General features: G+C 52.9%; 16 protein-coding genes and 1 other annotated feature. Of the genes, 11 read left to right on the top strand and 5 right to left on the bottom strand.

Annotated elements, in window-relative coordinates; genetic code table 11:
• Positions 1-477 precede the first annotated feature (477 nt).
• From G477_RS0111200 to G477_RS0111185, 4 genes are all read right to left on the bottom strand, one after another.
• Positions 478-2,088, bottom strand: a complete 1,611-nt coding sequence (locus G477_RS0111200; RefSeq protein WP_026698024.1) for a putative polysaccharide biosynthesis protein — start codon at positions 2,086-2,088, stop codon at positions 478-480.
• A gap of 35 nt (positions 2,089-2,123) precedes the next feature.
• A complete protein-coding gene (locus tag G477_RS0111195; RefSeq protein WP_026698023.1) occupies positions 2,124-2,525 on the bottom strand; it encodes a secondary thiamine-phosphate synthase enzyme YjbQ in 402 nt (133 codons plus the stop codon).
• Positions 2,519-3,331 carry a pyrroline-5-carboxylate reductase gene (gene proC / locus G477_RS0111190; protein WP_026698022.1) on the bottom strand — a complete coding sequence of 271 codons (813 nt, stop codon included), beginning with the start codon at positions 3,329-3,331 and terminating at the stop codon, positions 2,519-2,521. Before proC ends, G477_RS0111195 begins: the two co-directional genes overlap by 7 nt.
• 344 nt (positions 3,332-3,675) lie before the next feature.
• On the bottom strand, positions 3,676-4,368 hold the full coding sequence (locus G477_RS0111185) for a hypothetical protein (RefSeq protein ID WP_026698021.1): 693 nt from the start codon (positions 4,366-4,368) through the stop codon (positions 3,676-3,678).
• A gap of 304 nt (positions 4,369-4,672) precedes the next feature.
• On the opposite strand from G477_RS0111185, the gene G477_RS0111180 reads away from it, so the two are divergent.
• The 11 genes from G477_RS0111180 (at position 4,673) to G477_RS0111130 (ending at position 14,375) form a co-directional block, all read left to right on the top strand.
• Positions 4,673-5,053 (top strand): GntR family transcriptional regulator, encoded by a 381-nt coding sequence (locus tag G477_RS0111180; RefSeq protein ID WP_026698020.1) that lies wholly within the window; start codon positions 4,673-4,675, stop codon positions 5,051-5,053.
• Positions 5,050-5,919, top strand: coding sequence for an ATP-binding cassette domain-containing protein (locus G477_RS0111175; RefSeq protein ID WP_026698019.1), 870 nt, complete (start codon positions 5,050-5,052; stop codon positions 5,917-5,919). The genes G477_RS0111180 and G477_RS0111175 overlap by 4 nt, the downstream gene beginning before the upstream one ends.
• A 112-nt stretch (positions 5,920-6,031) precedes the next feature.
• Positions 6,032-6,604, top strand: a complete 573-nt coding sequence (locus G477_RS0111170) for a hypothetical protein (RefSeq protein WP_026698018.1) — start codon at positions 6,032-6,034, stop codon at positions 6,602-6,604.
• A gap of 1 nt (position 6,605) precedes the next feature.
• Entirely contained in the window at positions 6,606-7,220 is a 615-nt protein-coding gene (locus G477_RS0111165; protein WP_026698017.1) for a hypothetical protein, read from the top strand.
• Positions 7,221-7,227: 7 nt separating this feature from the next.
• Complete coding sequence (locus G477_RS0111160) at positions 7,228-8,511, top strand: BaiN/RdsA family NAD(P)/FAD-dependent oxidoreductase (RefSeq protein WP_026698016.1); 1,284 nt, start codon at positions 7,228-7,230, stop codon at positions 8,509-8,511.
• Between the two features lie 760 nt (positions 8,512-9,271).
• Positions 9,272-9,454: a hypothetical protein gene (locus tag G477_RS0111155; protein ID WP_026698015.1), complete on the top strand. Its 183-nt coding sequence runs from the start codon at positions 9,272-9,274 to the stop codon at positions 9,452-9,454.
• A gap of 14 nt (positions 9,455-9,468) precedes the next feature.
• Positions 9,469-9,708 (top strand): hypothetical protein, encoded by a 240-nt coding sequence (locus G477_RS0111150; protein WP_026698014.1) that lies wholly within the window; start codon positions 9,469-9,471, stop codon positions 9,706-9,708.
• A 76-nt stretch (positions 9,709-9,784) separates the two neighbouring features.
• On the top strand, positions 9,785-10,090 hold the full coding sequence (locus G477_RS0111145) for a DUF4212 domain-containing protein (protein WP_026698013.1): 306 nt from the start codon (positions 9,785-9,787) through the stop codon (positions 10,088-10,090).
• A gap of 39 nt (positions 10,091-10,129) precedes the next feature.
• A complete protein-coding gene (locus G477_RS0111140) occupies positions 10,130-11,791 on the top strand; it encodes a sodium:solute symporter family protein (protein ID WP_026698012.1) in 1,662 nt (553 codons plus the stop codon).
• On the top strand, positions 11,772-13,682 hold the full coding sequence (locus tag G477_RS19420) for a DUF294 nucleotidyltransferase-like domain-containing protein (protein WP_035211876.1): 1,911 nt from the start codon (positions 11,772-11,774) through the stop codon (positions 13,680-13,682). Before G477_RS0111140 ends, G477_RS19420 begins: the two co-directional genes overlap by 20 nt.
• Positions 13,683-13,715: 33 nt before the next feature.
• A complete protein-coding gene (locus G477_RS0111130; protein WP_026698011.1) occupies positions 13,716-14,375 on the top strand; it encodes a 3'-5' exonuclease in 660 nt (219 codons plus the stop codon).
• Positions 14,376-14,665: 290 nt separating this feature from the next.
• On the opposite strand, the gene leuS is transcribed toward G477_RS0111130, so the two are convergent.
• Positions 14,666-17,080 carry a leucine--tRNA ligase gene (gene leuS, locus G477_RS0111120; protein ID WP_026698010.1) on the bottom strand — a complete coding sequence of 805 codons (2,415 nt, stop codon included), beginning with the start codon at positions 17,078-17,080 and terminating at the stop codon, positions 14,666-14,668.
• Positions 17,081-17,169: 89 nt separating this feature from the next.
• Positions 17,170-17,380, bottom strand: a binding site (T-box leader).
• Positions 17,381-17,586: the final 206 nt, after the last annotated feature.

Raw genomic sequence — 17,586 nt, 5'->3', positions numbered from 1 at the left:
TATACTTTCGGGCATAGCGACCCAGCAAGAAAGCATTTCCGACCTCCACCTCACGGATAGGTTGAACGAAGGAATGTAGGAGCGAAGACTCCGAGAGACGTGGGAGGGTACACCACCGTGAGCAGCGTGGAGATCCACATGTGCGACCATAGGTCAGAGAAATAATTGGTATTTTTAACCATGAGTCATCGGATGGACCCTTATTTACCACATAATCCTAAAAATGAAAAAAACAGTTTGTGAGAAAGCTTTATTTTAAACGGCCGGTAGAGTAATTCGAAGATATATGAAGATACTGCGCTTTTGAAAAAGTAGAAAGAGGGAGTATGTAACAAAAGCAGCGGCAGGCGGTTGTCCTGTGACCAATCAACCTTCAAAATACAGAAGCCCCCACCCTTTTTGGTTGGGGGCTTTTTTATTTCTGTTTTTTCCGAGCATCGTCCTAGTTGTCGTCCAAGCCTGCCTGGAGTCCCGGTACTACTGCAGCATTGAAAAACGGTGGCCTAGCACACGGCCGGCAAGCCCCGTTTTGATCGTCACAAAAGCATAAATGACAGCGCCGGATCCGACAGACAACGCGAGAACAATCATGGCGTTCATCCTGCTGTCGAGCGGGAACGTCTGCTGCAGCGCGTAGGAGATGTAGAGAACGACGAGAGCCATCAGGCTACTGAAAACGACAGTCTGCATAAGGCGTCTTTTGATTAGGCTGTAGTCAAACGCAGCGAATCTTCCGACCGCCCATACATTGATAGACACCGCAATCAGATAACCGCCGATCGTAGCAAAAACGCCTCCCTGCGGGCCGAACCATTGAATAAACCATCCGTTGAGCAGTGCTTTGAATGCCAGCCCTGCGAGGAGCGCGAGCACGGCGTACTGCTGTTTGTTAATCCCCTGCAGCAGCGAAGCCGTCACCGCAAAGACAGCAAAGAACACGGCTGCCGGAGCGTAGGTGCGCAGGATTTCAGCGCCGATCGCCGTCTCGCCTACTCCAAACAATGCACCGTACACCGGTGCCGCCGTCACGAGAAGACCTGCCGCCGCCGGAATCGTCAGGAACAGGATAATCTGGTAGGCCTGGGTGATCGTCCGCTGTAGTTTTTCATTATCTTTATTCGTAAAGGCTTCGGTGACCGTTGGTAGAATGGTCAGTGACATCGCTGTTGCAATGGAGACAGGAATCATGATCAGCTTGTGCGTTGACTGCGTGAAGGCACCGTAGTATAGCTCTTCGATTCCCCCACTGAATCCGGCATCTCTCATTGCTTCGTTGAAGGTCCAGAGATCCACCGTCTGATACAGCGGAATCGACAAGCCGACGAGAGACAGCGGCACTGCATACTTGAGCAGTTCTTTGTACATGGCCGTGTAGCTCAGCTGATGATCCGTTGTACTCTGCTGCATTTGGGCACGTATGCCCGCAGCACGCTTTTTCCAGTAGTACAGCAGAATACCAAGGCCGCCGAGAGCCCCGGCGAAAGCGCCGAACACAGCAAAGCCGACAGCCGTACCAAGACTTCCGCCGAACGTATTGATAATAAGGTACGTCAGCACAAGAATGAAAATGATTCGTACGATCTGCTCTACTACCTGCGAGACTGCGGTCGGTCCCATCGACTGATGTCCCTGAAAGAATCCGCGTATGATGGCCATGACCGGGACGAGCAGCAGTGCCGCACTGACCATTCGTACGGCAAACACCACGTCTTCAAGCTGGTTGCCGCCTGCTGAACCAGGATCAATGACTTGTCTGGCGATAGGTTCAGCCGCTGCAAACAACAGCAGGAAAGCGGCAAATCCAGTCACACTCATCACGATCAAGCCGGAGCGGAGCAGGCGCTGGCCAGTATGGTAATCCCCGAGCGCGTTGTATTTGGACACGAATTTCGACACAGCGAGCGGGATCCCCATCGTTGCCAGACTCAGCAGGACGGTATACGGAATATACCCATAGCTGTAGAGAGCCAGCCCTTGTTCCCCGACAATGGCTGTAAAAGGAAATATATAGATCAGACCGAGGAATTTTGTAAGGAAAATCCCTGCAGACAAGATCATCGTACCTCGTAAAAGTTGATTATCAGACATAGCGGCCGATCCTTTCTGGAGAACCCATACCCGCGTTATCCATGGAGAATTTTCACGTGCACGTTCCGGCTGCGGGGCCCATCAAACTCACAAAAATAAATGCCCTGCCACGTACCGAGAACGAGCCGCCCTCCGCTGATGATGACCACTTGAGAAGCGCCTGTTGTACTTGTCTTCAAGTGTGCTGCCGTATTCCCTTCCATGTGACGGTCCTTGGGATCTTCCCACGGATACACGTCGGCGAGGCGCTGCAGCATATCCGTTTTGACATCCGGGTCTGCATTCTCGTTAATGGTAATGCCCGCCGTCGTATGGGCACTCATGATATACACGATGCCTTCCTGGACGCCCGACTCCTCTACCGCCTGTTGGACCTTCCTCGTGATATCCATCATTTCATCTCTGGATGACGTTCTCACCTGAATCGTGTTCATGATTTCCCTCCTCCTTTAGCATGATTGTTTGCTGCTTCTACGGCCTGTCGAAAGCGGGCAGCAGTATCGTATGTCTCCAGCACTTCCAGTCCTTCCGCTGTGGATCCGCCCGGCGAAGCCACCTGCTCCATGAGATCCTTCGGGTCATGACCGGCTTCCAGCATGGCCGCACTCCCCTTCAGCATCTGCGTGACGAGTCTTAACGCCTGTTCTTCAGAAATGCCGTACGATACCGCTGCATCTTTTAACGCCTCTGCTACATAATAGATAAATGCAGGAGCACTTCCGGTAACAGCCGTCATGTCATGGACCAGCTGCTGCGAAAGTTCTTCTGAGGGCCCTACCGCCTCCAGAAGCGCCTCGATGTAGATACGATGCTCTGCTGTTACGTGAGCACCGCAGCTGTACGTGGACATGGACATGCCGACCTGTGCCGCTGTGTTCGGCATGATCCAGCATGCCGGTGTCCCTTTTGGGAGCAGGAATTCCAGATAATCGGTATCGATTCCCGCAGCTACCGTGATGACAAGCTGTCCCCGCAGTACCGGCTTCATCGTTTGCAGCAGCTGTTCATGCGCCTGCGGCGGTGCAGCAAGTACAATCATGTCACTCTGCTGCACCGCCTTCAGCCAGTCTGTGACCGGTTGTATCCCATATGTATGCTGAAGGTACTGCAGCTTTTCCTTGTTGGATTGATTCGTCACGCTGATTTGATTGAAGACATCCCTATTTTCACGCACCAGCCCGGCAATGACCGCCTCTGCCATCCTGCCGGCACCGACAAATAAAACATTCCATGCTTTCGTCATATAATCCCTCCCGATTATTCACTTTATCACGTCACGGAAAGACTCTCTACTCTCCGGCCGCAGGTAAATAGAAGAAAGTATCTATGCTGTTCTCAAAAAAAGGGCCGCAGACCGCACCAGACTGCCGGTTTTTCTTTCCTTCGGCATGAAAAAAACCACTCCACCTCCGACCAGAAGCGCAGAGCACCTTTTGATCGAAACGGCCTGTGCCTCAGGCTTTTGAAGAGAAGACAGCGGTCAGCGCACGACACCGTCTCTCTCGATAAAGAACGTATCCATTCTTATCACATAAAAAAGAGCCCGGGCCCGCCAGAGGCGGAGCCGGGCACGCGGCAGCAGCAGGATCAGCTGATCCGCTGCAGGCGTCGTTCCAGTTCTTTCATCTTGAATTCCTGCTTGTGCGCCCGCTCGTATTGTCTCAGCTTGCGCTTCAGCCGGCTCGTCGTCCAGGAAAAGGACACGATACCTTTTTGATTCAGATAGGAAGAAAAGAAATCCAGGTGGCCGATCTCATATCTGCTTCCTCTATCCACCGTGTCGAGGTAGGCTTCGAATGCTTCGGTAATGGATGCATTCTCAGAAACGAACTCGCCGTAGGTGTCAGCCAGATAGCGGAAATTGTTCTCCTGAAGCTTTGTCAAAAACGACTGCATGAACAGCTCTTCCTGGCCTTCCAGGTTGAATCCTTTGCGCTCAAGCAGAGATAGAAAAATCTTCAGCTCATTATGATAGAAGGAATACGCCTTCCTCATTTCTTTTGTCATCGAGACGTTCATATTGAACGTGCCTTCTGAACGGGAATAAATCATGTTCAGTACTGCACGATTGACTTCAGATTTAAGAAGGAATGCCGGATGTACCGTCTTCAAGTACTTGCCGACCTCCTGATTCAAAATCGACTGCTGCGACTGCTGACGTTCCATTTCCTCCAGTGACTGCTGACGTTCAAACTGAGCAAACTGCTCGATCCGCTGCTGCGTCTGTTCTGCGAGAACAGCACGTTTGGATTCGAGTTTCGTTTTCATTGATGCAAACATACGAAAAATCCTCCTCTCAGGTGTTTCTATCTTGGTCCCTTTTTTCACTCCAAGAAGGAGTGTAGCACATCCGACGACAGAATAAAATAGCGTTTTTATAAAAAATCAAAGGAATTCTGCCGGTAATTGCTTCTCACGTCATCTCAAGCCGTCATTTTCTGCCTCAACCCCAATTATAGGGGAAAATGGACGTTGATGCACAGTTTCTGCTCATGGGAAAACGACGTTGCCATATAAATGGATTCGTGCTAAAGTAGCCAGTACATTACTGCACTAATGCACTAGGAAAGAAGGGAGGAAGGCGATGCTCTCTGAGCAGAGTAGTACCCCGCTTTACCGGCAGATTGCTCACTGGTTGGAAGGAGAAATTCTTGCTGGAAGGCTCCAGGAAGGAGATAAAGCTCCATCTCAGTATCAACTTGCTGAACAGTTCCACATCAATCCGGCTACAGCAGGGAAAGGGATCACTGCTTTACTCCAGGAGGACATTCTATACAAACAGCGCGGACTCGGAACGTTCATCGCTCCGGGAGCTTATCACGCTGTTCTTGAGCGCCGGAGATCGGACACGCTGCAGCGGTATGTCCGGGAGCTGGTGGAGGAAGCGGCCTACCTGGAGGTACCGATAGACGAAGTGGAGGCGATGATTCGACACGAAGCAGAAAAAAAGGAGAGAGATTCATGACGTTACTGACATTTCGGGATGTATCGAAATCCCGCGGCAATCCGATGCTGGAGCGCATCACCCTCGATATTCCTGAACAGACGCTCGTCGGGGTAACCGGGAAAAACGGTTCCGGCAAATCCACCCTGCTCGAGCTGGCTGCAGGACTTCTCCGTCCCAGCCATGGCGAAATACATATCGGGCGGTACGATCTTGACACCATCACAGCACAGGAAGCGATCTGTTTTATGGATGAACATGTTCCCTTTCCGCCCAATTTTACCTTGAAGGAAATCGCGGAGCAGGCGTCCTCCTTTTATCCTGCCTGGGCAGGGACCGTGATGGCGGAAGCAGTAGATTATTTTCAGCTTCCCATGAACCAGAAGCTGGGGGTTCTTTCTAAAGGAGAGAAGGCTTTATTCCGAGCACTCTATGCACTCAGCACAAGAGCGCCGCTGACGCTCATGGATGAGCCGGAAAGCGGCTTGGATGAAACCGTCCGGCGGGAGTTCTATGACCTGGTGCTGAAAGAGTATATCCGCCACCCGCGTACCATCATGATCGCGACCCATCACTTGAGTGAGATGGAACAGATTCTGGAACACTTAGTGATCCTTCATGAAGGCAAGTTGCTGCTGCACGAAGAGGTGGATGTGTTACGTGACATGTACGTCACGGTCCAGGGGAATCCGGATCTGCCGGAAGACGTGAAAAAGCAGGCTGTGCGCCTCGAGACTCTTCCCGGTGGTCAGATAGAAGCAGTGATCCGGGAAGCCGACTGGTCCGTAGAGGTCCATCCAGCCTGGCAGAAACGACTTCGGCCGGCTGAAGTATATTATGTGCTGACAAAGCAGCGGGGAGGGATGCCGTATTCAACAGATCAATAAACAACACCTGCTTCTTCATCATCTGCGGTGGAAGACCCGGACAGCTTCAGGCTTTCTGCTTTTTCTTCCGCTTCTACTCTTAGCTGCCATCGCAGACGCGTCGGGCGAGCCGATGGATTACATGAATGGAGCCGCCGTCCATCAGTATCCAAACCTCTACTTTTTCTTAGGTATCTGGATGGTGGTCGGCAGTGCCCAGCTGGCTTCGCTTGTCACCAAGCAAGAGGAAGCTGCGCTGATTCAGACAAATAACCTTTTTTACGTTGTTCATGCCAGCTTTTTGGCCGGTATGTCCGCCGTGGCTGCGACATTTGCTGCGCTCATTTATTTTCCCGTATCTGTTGGAGCGGCTCTCATCACGACAACGGATACGGTCAGGCTTCCTCTCAGCGCGTCTGTACTGGCAGGAAACTGGGCCGAATGGATGGCCTTTCTGCTCGTCTGTTCCGCCGCAGGGACGTTTTTGAGCTCGATGTACCAGCTGGCTCTGAAAGACGGGAAATGTTTCTGGGCTTCCCTTCTCTTTTTTCCCGTTGTCTTCACGATTCTATTTTTGACCAATATAAGCTGGAGCACGCTTTTAATGGGGCTTCCGATTGACCTTTTCTATTTCCCTGCTGCGGTAGTTCTTTTTGCTGGCGCTATGATCTTGTCAGCGGCAGCGTCTCCTAAGGAGGTGCGCTGAGATGGATTTTTCGATCCTTTTGTTCATCGTTCTTATTTTCATCGGCATGACGCTCAACCGTCGATCGTCTAAATTTGGTGTCATCGCTCTCGCCGGCTATGGGATGGTCGTGGTCTTAAGCATTCCGGCAGCGCTTATGCTGACGGACCCAGTCGATGTCCATGTAAGCGAAATGGAACGGGAATCACAGTTTGAAGAGGGAGATACATCCGACCTTGCTCTGCTCTATGAAGGAGAAAGGACTGCGGGCACGATCCAGCTGCGTGAAGACGATGAGAACCAAAGCCTTTTCACAGAAGTGCATGTCATCGAAGAAAACATCGAGGAGATCCGGCTGTATCATGTTCCAACTATCGTGACGCGCCCCGAAGTCAAACTGGAATCAGACAGTCAGGTAGTCGATGTACAGAAGGCCGCAGAAGCAGATCAAATGACCTTCGGCCCGCTGGTATATCCGTCGATTATCGACCATTCTTCCCCTGGTCTGCCCTCCCCGCGAGGCGGTGGATCCAGAGAACCGGTCCGGGCTATTCTGATCGTGCCACCAGGTACGGAGGTGGAGGCAGACGACAACGTCATGTTGTATAATGGAGATGCAATAGAAGAAAGCGGGTGAGAAAACGATGGAAACCAAAGATGTGATTGTGATCGGCGGCGGTCCTTCCGGTCTGATGGCAGCCGCGGCTGCAGCTGAACACGGAGCGGACGTTCTGCTGCTGGATAAAGGCGGTAAGCTCGGACGCAAGCTGGCTATCTCCGGCGGCGGCCGCTGCAACGTTACCAACCGGGCCGAAGCAGAAGAACTGATCCGTCATATACCGGGGAACGGCCGCTTTATGTACAGTCCGTTTTCCATATTCAACAACGAAAACATTATCGCCTTTTTTGAACAGCTCGGCATCGAGCTGAAAGAAGAAGACAATGGACGCATGTTTCCGGTGAACGATAAAGCGGCCGACGTCGTCCGAGCCCTTCTTCAGAAGCTGCAGCAGCTGCAGGTGGAAACGCGCAAAAATACGGAAGTCAACGATCTTCACTTTCACGAAGAAGGTATGCATCATGTAGAACTGGCCGATGGCACGATGCTGGCTGCCTCCTCTATTATTATTGCTGCCGGGGGCAAATCGGTGCCACACACAGGGTCTACCGGAGATGGGTACCCGTGGGCCGAGAAAGCGGGACATACGATCACGGAGCTGTATCCAACCGAGGTCCCTATTACGGTGAACGATGCGTTCATTCAGTCAAAAGAACTGCAGGGCCTCTCGTTGCGGCAGGTGACGCTGACCGTCAAAGATCCGAAAAAGAAAAACAAGAAAATCAAATCCCACACCGGGGATATGATCTTCACCCACTTCGGTGTGTCCGGTCCCATTGGCCTGCGCTGTTCCCAGTACGTTGTCAAAGCAAAGAAAAAGTACGATTATGCGGAAATCCCGATGGAGATCGATCTTTTTCCAGAGGAGTCAGCCGGTCAGCTGGCAGAATCGTTAAAAGCGAAAATGAAAGATGCGCCGAAAAAAGCGTTGAAAAACGCATTCTCCGGTATGCTCCCGGAACGGCTGCTGCCAGTCACGCTGCAGCTCTGCGGACTGAGTGAGTCGGCAGTCTGTACCGAAACACCACACGACAGTATCGACACACTTGCCCGTGTGTGGAAGGAATTCCCTCTCACTGCTACCGGGACACTCTCTATTGAAAAAGCGTTCGTTACCGGCGGCGGCGTAAGTGTGAAGGAAGTTTATCCAAAACGGATGGAATCCAGAAAGATGCCCGGGTTGTTTTTCTGTGGCGAAGTGATGGACCTCCATGGTTACACCGGCGGGTACAACATCACAGTCGCCTTCTCCACCGGCTATACGGCAGGCAGTTCCGCTGCGGAGAGCCGCGCGTCTCTTCCTTCCTGAAAAACTGCTGGAACGCAGCCGGTGATTCCTGTCCGGGCAGCTGGAACACGCCGCCCGCGAAAGCATCCGAGCTCTTTCTGTCCCTCCCCTTTCGTTGGAGTCCTCTCTCCGGCGTAAGGGTTTTTTTAGTCATAAGCCCGCCTCTCCCGCTGTACGGAACAAAAGCGCAAAGCGCCTTTTGGTCGGAACGGCGTGCGGAAGCGCTGCAAGCTTTTTGAGGGAAGAAAACACGTTCTTTGTTTCTTCCCGAGCAGCGCATGGAGCCGCCGTCACACTGTATGAGAACTTATACATTCCTATCATTGAACAAAAGCGCAGAGCGCCTTTTGTTCGGAACGGCGTGTGGCGCACGCTTTTCGAGGGAAGAAAGGGGTTTGCTTTCTTCCCGCTCCGCCGTCTTCTTATATGTGGACTTATACGTTCCTATACTTGGACAAATGCAGCAGCCCCTCCTTCCGGTCCAGTATCCCTGTCCTTCTGCTGCAGTGTCTTTGTGGATCCTCCTTTTCCCCCAGCGGCTATTATCACACTTGGCGTCCTGCCTCATGGCATTTCACTCAGGCTGATGATTCGCCTGCGGAAATTTTTTTACTCTGCTCTCTGTACTGTGACAGCTGGAATGCCGGTAATCTGTATTTATTTTCCCTTAAAATTGGAGATCTGCGCAAAAAATTTTCATTGTTTTCATTCTGAAAATTTGAAATAATTATGATACACTTACCATTATGTTACACCATTGACTTTGGAAGGAAGTGACACCATGGAACTGCTGATTGGCTTCTGGCTGATGACAGCTGTCGTCATCTTTGCTGCAATCAAGTACAAGAAAGCCATCCTGCTGACCGTCCCCTTCTTTTTCATGATCGGCTATCTGGTGATTCAGATTATTCTCGTCCCTATGCCGTTCTGGGAGACCGTCCGCTTTGTTTTCAGTCTTAGATAAGGAGGAATACATACATGACATGTCCGGAATGCCAAAGTGACAGTACCTTGACGGTTTCTTTAGGCAGATACGTTTTCGTTACGTCCACCCTGCCGCTCCTGCTTACGATCATCCTTGCCGTGTGGATCAGTCCCGTGCTGCTCTGGTTCATTCCCCCGCTCTTTGCCACCAATTACCTGATCGGCAGGAAACGGGCTCCGATGGTTGTCTGCCGGAACTGCCGGCGCACCTCGCACCGGGTTTCTGCCGCATGATTTTTTGAAAGCGTTACCACATTCGATCAAGGAGGTGAACAGTGACGGTTCAACATATTGGAGGAGGAATGTGCATATGAGAAAAATAGACAAAGCTACCGCGGATAAATATTTCCGTATTCGTACTACCATGATTATCGTATTTCTTCTAATCGGTTTTTCCGTTTCCTACGGCGTCGCCTTTTTCGCTGAATCCATCAATGCGTCCGGCGCCATGATACTCGGCATGCCGGCCCACTATTATATGGGAGCACAGGGAGCTGTCGTCACCTTCGTCGTTCTCCTGTTTCTCAACGCCATCATCAGCGATTACGTAGATAAAAAATTCGGGATCGACGAAAAACAGAACGTGCAGATCAGCGGCGGCGCTTCCGACCATTAAAAGCAGAAGCAGCAGATCAGCCTTTAGGAGGGTTTTATTTTGGACCAGCAGTCACTCGTCTCGTTAATTCTTATCTTACTCACCTTTGCACTCTATATTGGTATTTCCATTTACAACCGAGCAAAAGTAACCTCTGATTTCTACGTAGCCAGCCGCGGCATTCCGCCATTCTGGAACGGGATGGCCATCGGCGGCGACTGGATGAGTGCCGCTTCCTTTATCGGGATGGCCGGTACCGTCATGATGCTCGGCTACGACGGTCTCGCTTATATTATGGGCTGGACAGGCGGGTATCTGCTCTTAACCTTCCTGCTCGCCCCGCAGCTCCGGAAATACGGACGTTTCACCGTACCGGAGTTTATCGGGGACCGGTTTGACAGCAACCCGGCGCGGCTCATCGCCGCGATCGCGACCATTATTATCAGCTTCACGTATATCATCGGCCAGCTTTCCGGTTCCGGCGTTGTTATCGGTCGTCTATTGAACCTGCCGGCCTCTTCCGGGGTGATGATCGGGGTGGTCGTAATCGCCATCTACGCTTCTCTCGGCGGGATGAAGGGGGTTACCTGGACACAGGTTGCCCAGTACATGATATTGATTACAGCGTATATTATTCCGATTGTATTCATGTCGCTGCAGATTACCGGTAATCCGCTTCCGTGGCTTACATACGGTAATTTTGTCACGGAGCTCGGTGCCATTGACCAGGAGCTCGGACTCTCAGAATATTTCGCTCCATTTGATGAGAGTCAGCGCTCGCAGTTTCTCGCGCTTCTCTTCACCTTGATGGTCGGTACCGCGGCCCTGCCGCACGTCATCGTCCGATTCTACACCGTCACCACCATGAAAGCTGCACGCTGGAGTGGTGCCTGGGCACTGCTCTTCATCGCACTGCTGTATCTATCCGCACCTGCGTACGCAGCATTCTCCCGGTTCGTTATTATGACCCAGGTTGTCGGACAGCCGATTGATGAGCTGCCGGGCTGGACCGAGGCCTGGATTAATACCGGCCTGCTTGAAATTGCCGACACAAGCGAAGACGGCACGCTTCATTGGGAAGATTTATTTATCCACGAAGATATTGTAGTCATGGCAACGCCCGAAATAGCCAACCTCGGAATGTTTGTCGTCGGCCTGGTTGCGGCTGGGGCGATGGCTGCGGCGCTGTCGACAGCCGGCGGGCTCTTGATTACAATTTCTTCTTCGTTTGCACATGACATCTACTACCGCCTGCTGAGACCAAATGCGTCTGATAAGAAACGACTGCTGGCAGGAAGAATCGCCATTGTAGCTTCAACGATTGCTGCCGGCGTGATTGCACTCGATCCTCCGGGGGTTATTACGCAAATCATTGCATGGGCCTTTGCCCTGGCAGGAGGTACCTTCTTCCCTGTCCTCTTCCTCGGTGTCTGGTGGAAGCGCATGACGGCACAGGGAGCTATTGCCGGGATGCTCGGCGGACTGGGCGTCACGCTCGGTTATATTTTCCTATCGATGGCAGGAGTCACCCTCTTCGGTATTCAGGATACCGGCGCCGGTGTGTTCGGTGTTGCCGCCAACCTGATTCTCGTCGTGGTCGTTTCCTTGCTTACACCGGCACCGCCGCAGAAACTGCAGGATGAAGCGGTCGACCTTCGTTATCCGGAACAAATGACGTACAAAGATGGAGAGGTCTGGATCAATGACGGCTCCGACAAATAAACACGAACAGACGGCTGCGCGGCATCCTTTCTTCCGGAGTGCTTCTCCGGAAGAAGCCGCCTCCCTTTTTCAGACCTGCACCTGGCATGCATACAATAAAGGGGAGAAGATTCTGTACGCCCAGTCCTCCCGGGAAGGTCTGCTGCTTCTCGTCGAAGGTGTCGCAGAAGTATGTGTCAACACCGGTCCTTCCCGACAGGAGGAAGTGCTTGAAGTACTTGAAGCCGGGGATATGCTCGGCTTCTCCAGCCTCGCTGATTTTCTCGGTGAGCCCAATGATCACGAGTCCTCGCATACGGTGGAGGTGCTAGCATCAGAGCATTCTGTCTGCCTCATGATTCCTTATGACGTTCTCGAACGACGCTGGCACGACGAGGACGTACGCGATTATATGATGCGGCAGGTATCGGTCCGTCTCCGGGAAATATACGCCTCTCTCGCCGAACAGGTGAAGCTTTCCCGGCAGTGGGGGGAAAGCGACGCGTTCATCCGACGGGTGCAGGACCTGATGAGTCCGGTCCCCGTCACCATGCCGGAAGAAACCTCCGTCCAGCTGCTTGCTGCCCGGATGATGGAAGAAGGGATCAGTTCCATTCTGATCACCGATCGTCAGGGCGATACTGCTGGCATCATTACCGAAAAAGACATCGTGTCAAGGTATGTTGCCGCCGGCGCATCGGAATCCACCGAAGCCGGAGATATTATGACGCCGGACCCTGTGACGGTCCCGAGGACAGCCTACTATTACGAGGCCCTATCGACGTTTCTTGTGCACGGCGTGAAGCACCTTCCCGTCACAGATGGCCGGAAACCGGTTGGAATGGTGACGCTGTCGGATCTGCTCCGGAAGAAAAACCGGGGAACGTTCGACATCCTGCAGGAGATTGAACAAGCCGACGAAGACTCTCTGCCCGAAGTCCGTCATGCTATCTATGGAGCCCTCGGCAAACTGCTTGAAGACCGCATTCCTATCGTTTATACACTCGAAGTAGTTACAAGCCTGTACGACCGCCTGGCCAGACAGTGTATCCATCTGGCGCTTCAGAATACCGGAAACCCGCCGGCTGCTTTTGCTTTTTTCATGATGGGCAGCAGCGGGCGCGGGGAGCAGTTCCTCCTCTCCGATCAGGATCATTTCCTTGTCTATCAGGCTTCTCCTGACAATGATCCGGATGATACGGATGCCTACTTCGGTGCTCTCGGCGAAGAGATCACCCGGCTCATGGAGCATGCCGGCTATAAGCGGTGTGATGGGGATATGATGGCCTCCTTCCCGCAGTGGCGGGGATCGATCCGCCGCTGGAGTGAGCGGCTCCGATCCTGGTCCCTGCGGGCGACGGGCGACAACATTCTGTTAGCCCAGAACTTCCTTTCCCATCGGTTTCTCTATGGGGATGAAGCCCTGCGCGACCGCTTCAACCAGACGGTAAAAGAACAGCTGCGCCAGTCCAGCATCCTGCTGTACCGCGCGGCGCAGGAAGAAAAACAACAGCCGGTCCCTTCTCTCGATCATCCCATCCGGGCTCTGTTCCGTATGAAAAAGGACCACATCAACATAAAAAAGCAGGCGCTGTTCCCGTTCTATCACAGCCTGCAGCTGCTGAGCGCCCACCATCAATTTGTCGAAGGGACGCCCCGGCAGCAGATCGCCTTTCTTCAAGACCAGCGCGTGCTCAGTGCCGAAACGGCTGATGAGCTGCAGTTCGCTTATGAAGTGATGCTCTCCATTCGTGTACATCAGTCCTGGGCCCGCTACCAGCGGGGAGAAGAATCCTCGAGCGACATCCTTTTTTCTCACATGAAGACGAGAGAGAAAGAAGAGCTGATGCTCGCGTTAAAATCCGTCCGTTCCCTTCAGAACAATATGCTCGCCGAATTCGGTATTCAATAACTACTCCTGCGGGAGAAGGAGCCGGTCTTTATGATGTTCTGGAAGAAGAAGAAAATGCATTATCAACTCGCACGCCAGATGCCGCTCAATCAGCCGATCCGTGAAACGTCATTTACGGTTTTCGATACCGAAACCACCGGGTTTGCTGTGGGAGGAAAAGACCGGCTGATTGAAATCGGCGCTGTTCAGGTTGAAGGACTGCAGGTCACGGACCACACCTTTCAGACTTACGTCAATCCACAGCGGGACATCCCAGCACGAATCACAGAGCTGACCGGTATTGCGGACAGCCACGTTCAGGGAGCTCCGGATGCGTTTGATGCGATCTCTGATTTTTACGCCTTCATGGAGAAAAGCGACGGCTGTGGCTGGGTCGGTCATTATCTGGCCTTCGATCTTCTCGTCCTGAAAAAGGAGCTCGCCCGGGAAAAATGGTCTTTTGAAGAACCGCTCGGGGTCGATACGCTGGATTTGATCGGCTACCTTGCGCCTTCCTGGGACATGCGGGACCTGCATCATTATGCGATGAGTTTCGGGACGCCCATCCACGAACGACACAGCGCCCTCGGAGATGCGCTCACCACCGCCCACTTGCTGGTAGAACTGCTTCGCTATGTTGAGGACCGGGGCCGGACGACGCTCGGCGAACTCATGGACATCACATCGAAAGAAAACGGAATCCATCAACGCTGACCGGCCTGCCATGAGGAAGGGAAGCCCTGCAGACCGAAGTGATATGCAGAGAATATCAAAGGGGAAACGCATGTTGACGCCGGAGAGGTCCATCGTTATCATGCAGCACATCTTGCAACAGCTCCTGTTCGCAGCCGAAGGAAGCTTCGCCGCTTATGAACTGGAACAGGCAGAAAAAGATCATAAACAAGGCCCGTCTCCCTGATGTCGGAGACGGGCCTTGTTCTTTTCTTTGGCGTTGCAGTTTGACGATCTTTTCACCGAAGCAGCCGTGAACCGGCAGCTTGGTCCTACGTCGCTACAATATTCACGAGTTTCCCCGGGACAGCAATGACTTTACGGATCGTCTTTCCTTCTGTCTCGGCCTTGATTTTTTCATCTGCAAAAGCTGCATGCTCCAGGTCGTCTTTCGTCGCTTCTTTTGCGACCTGCAGCTTGGAGCGGACTTTTCCGTTCACCTGCAGCACAATTTCAATCTCATCTTCGACAAGCCACGATTCATCATACACCGGCCATGTCGCGTAGGTGATTGTCTCTTCATGGCCGAGCAGGCTCCACAGCTCTTCACTCAAGTGTGGTGCCACCGGCGAGAGCATTTTCAAAAATCCTTCCAGGTGGCTGATGGAGACCTTCTCCTGCTTATAGGCTTCGTTGATGAAAACCATCAGCTGCGAGATGCCGGTGTTAAAGCGCATATCTTCAAAATTCTCCGTGACTTTCTGCACGGTCTGGTGATAGACACGGGTCATCTCATCACTGCTCTGGTGATCGGACGCCCGGCTTGTAAGCGAGCCGTCCTCTACGAAAAGGCGGTACACCCGGTCGAGAAAGCGGCGTGCTCCGTCCAGCCCGTTTGAGCTCCACGCAATCGCAGCGTCGAGAGGGCCCATGAACATTTCATAAAGACGAAGCGTGTCTGCTCCGTGGGACGTCATGATGTCGTCCGGATTCACGACGTTCCCTTTCGATTTGCTCATCTTCTCATTGTTCTCTCCCAGGATCATGCCCTGGTTGTACAGGCGCTGGAACGGCTCCTTCGTCGGAACGACTCCGATATCATACAGCACCTTGTGCCAGAACCGCGCGTACAGCAGATGCAGGACGGCATGCTCTGCGCCTCCGATATACATATCCACCGGGAGCCAGCGCTTCAGCTTCTGTGGATCGGCCAGCTGCTCCTCGTTATGTGGATCAATAAAGCGGAGGTAATACCAGCAGCTTCCTGCCCACTGCGGCATCGTATTCGTTTCGCGGCGTCCTTTCATCCCGGTCTCCGGGTCCGTGACATACAGCCACTCTTCATTGTTGGCAAGCGGGGATTCCCCTGTTCCGGACGGCTTGAATGCATCCATTTCCGGAAGCGTGAGCGGAAGTTCCTCTTCCGGAACCGGCGTCATCGAACCGTCCTCCCAATGGATCATCGGGATCGGTTCTCCCCAGTAACGCTGACGGCTGAAAAGCCAGTCCCGGAGGCGGTAGGTGACCTGCCGCTTCCCTTTTTTGTGTTCTTCGAGCCAGTCACACATGCGGGAAATCGCTTCTTCATTGTGAAGCCCATTCAGAAAATCAGAGTTGACGTGTTCTCCGTCACCGCTGTAGGCTTCCTCGGATAGATCACCGCCGGATACGACTTCGACAATCGGCAGGCCAAATGCCGAGGCAAAGTCATAGTCCCGCTCGTCATGACCCGGTACTGCCATGATCGCCCCGGTTCCGTAGCTGATCAGCACGTAGTCGGCGATCCAGACCGGCACGTCTTCTCCCGAAACCGGATGAACCGCATAGCCCCCGGTGAAGACACCGGTTTTTTCTTTGGCAAGCTCTGTCCGTTCCAGGTCACTTTTCGTACCGACCTGTTTCTGGTACTGGGCGACGGCGTCCCGCTGCTCGTCGGTAGTGATGTCCTCCACCATTGGATGTTCCGGTGCGAGAACCAGGTACGTCGCGCCGAACAGCGTGTCCGGCCGTGTGGTGAAGACGGTGACCTCTTTGCCAGTCCCCTTCAGCTGAAAATCTACATCTGCGCCTTCCGAACGGCCGATCCAGTTGCGCTGCATGTCTTTGATGGACTCCGGCCAGTCCAGCTCCTCCAGGTCTTCCAAGAGACGATCCGCATAGGCCGTGATCTTCAGCATCCACTGTTTCATTGGACGCCGTTCCACCGGATGGCCTCCCCGTTCGCTGACGCCATCGACTACTTCTTCATTCGCGAGCACCGTCCCGAGTGCCGGGCACCAGTTCACCGGTACCTCATCCACATAGGCGAGCCCTTCGTTGTAGAGCTGAATGAAGATCCACTGCGTCCATTTATAATAGTCTTCATCTGTTGTGTTGATTTCACGGTTCCAGTCGTAGGAAAAACCGAGCTCTTTAATCTGACGGCGGAATGTCTGTACGTTCTGTTCCGTAAATTCAGCCGGGTGGCGTCCAGTATCCAGTGCAAACTGTTCTGCCGGCAGTCCGAACGCATCCCATCCCATCGGGTGAAGGACGTTATACCCCTGCATCCGCTTCATTCTGGATAGAATATCCGTTGCTGTATAGCCTTCCGGATGACCTACGTGCAGCCCGGACCCCGACGGATACGGAAACATGTCCAGCGCGTAGAACTTCGGTCTGGAAGGATCCTCTTTCGTCTCAAACGTCTGATGCTGCTCCCAATGTTTCTGCCATTTCGCTTCAATTGCCTGATGATCAAATGCCACGTTGACAGCCTCCTCTGATTTCAATAATCCCTCTTCTATGTGTGATGCTCTGCCGATAAACAGAAAAAACCCCGCACCCCAGCAGTTCAGTCTGGGACGAGAGGTTTGATATCCTTCCCGCGGTACCACCCACGATTAGTGCTGCATCGAGCACCCGCTTCAAGCCGGTAACGTCGGCAGACGGCGCCAGTCGGCACACAGTTCCAAGGTAAGTTCACCGGGATATAACGTCAACTTCCACCAGCCGTTGACTCTCTGCAGGATCTATCGTCGGTTACTGCTCCTTGTCGTGACTGTTTTTTCATAAACGTGTATCGGTATCATTGTAGTCATCCACCGACGGAATGTCAAGCATCCTCCCGGGGAACCGGATCCCTTTGACACCGCGGTCAAACACGGCTGTAGCAGCGTATACAATGAAAAGCAGAAGGGACAGGAAGAGAAACGGCATTGTGCCACCAAAGCTGATGACAATCATGCAGACAACGTAGGCAGTCAAGGCTGGT

It is taken from the genome of Alkalicoccus chagannorensis DSM 18086 (assembly GCF_000429725.1).
GTDB classification, from domain to species: domain Bacteria; phylum Bacillota; class Bacilli; order Bacillales; family Salisediminibacteriaceae; genus Alkalicoccus; species Alkalicoccus chagannorensis.
The sequence above is the reverse complement of the archived record's forward strand: the minus strand, read 5'-3'. Positions and strand labels throughout refer to the sequence as shown.

Bases quoted from the DNA above. Each gene is read 5' to 3' on its own strand.
- G477_RS0111200 (WP_026698024.1), bottom strand. From the start codon at position 2,088: ATGTCTGATAATCAACTTTTACGAGGTACGATGATCTTGTCTGCAGGG.
- proC (WP_026698022.1), bottom strand. From the start codon at position 3,331: ATGACGAAAGCATGGAATGTTTTATTTGTCGGTGCCGGCAGGATGGCA.
- G477_RS0111185 (WP_026698021.1), bottom strand. From the start codon at position 4,368: ATGTTTGCATCAATGAAAACGAAACTCGAATCCAAACGTGCTGTTCTC.
- G477_RS0111180 (WP_026698020.1), top strand. From the start codon at position 4,673: ATGCTCTCTGAGCAGAGTAGTACCCCGCTTTACCGGCAGATTGCTCAC.
- G477_RS0111175 (WP_026698019.1), top strand. From the start codon at position 5,050: ATGACGTTACTGACATTTCGGGATGTATCGAAATCCCGCGGCAATCCG.
- G477_RS0111170 (WP_026698018.1), top strand. From the start codon at position 6,032: ATGGATTACATGAATGGAGCCGCCGTCCATCAGTATCCAAACCTCTAC.
- G477_RS0111165 (WP_026698017.1), top strand. From the start codon at position 6,606: ATGGATTTTTCGATCCTTTTGTTCATCGTTCTTATTTTCATCGGCATG.
- G477_RS0111160 (WP_026698016.1), top strand. From the start codon at position 7,228: ATGGAAACCAAAGATGTGATTGTGATCGGCGGCGGTCCTTCCGGTCTG.
- G477_RS0111155 (WP_026698015.1), top strand. From the start codon at position 9,272: ATGGAACTGCTGATTGGCTTCTGGCTGATGACAGCTGTCGTCATCTTT.
- G477_RS0111150 (WP_026698014.1), top strand. From the start codon at position 9,469: ATGACATGTCCGGAATGCCAAAGTGACAGTACCTTGACGGTTTCTTTA.
- G477_RS0111145 (WP_026698013.1), top strand. From the start codon at position 9,785: ATGAGAAAAATAGACAAAGCTACCGCGGATAAATATTTCCGTATTCGT.
- G477_RS19420 (WP_035211876.1), top strand. From the start codon at position 11,772: ATGACGGCTCCGACAAATAAACACGAACAGACGGCTGCGCGGCATCCT.
- G477_RS0111130 (WP_026698011.1), top strand. From the start codon at position 13,716: ATGTTCTGGAAGAAGAAGAAAATGCATTATCAACTCGCACGCCAGATG.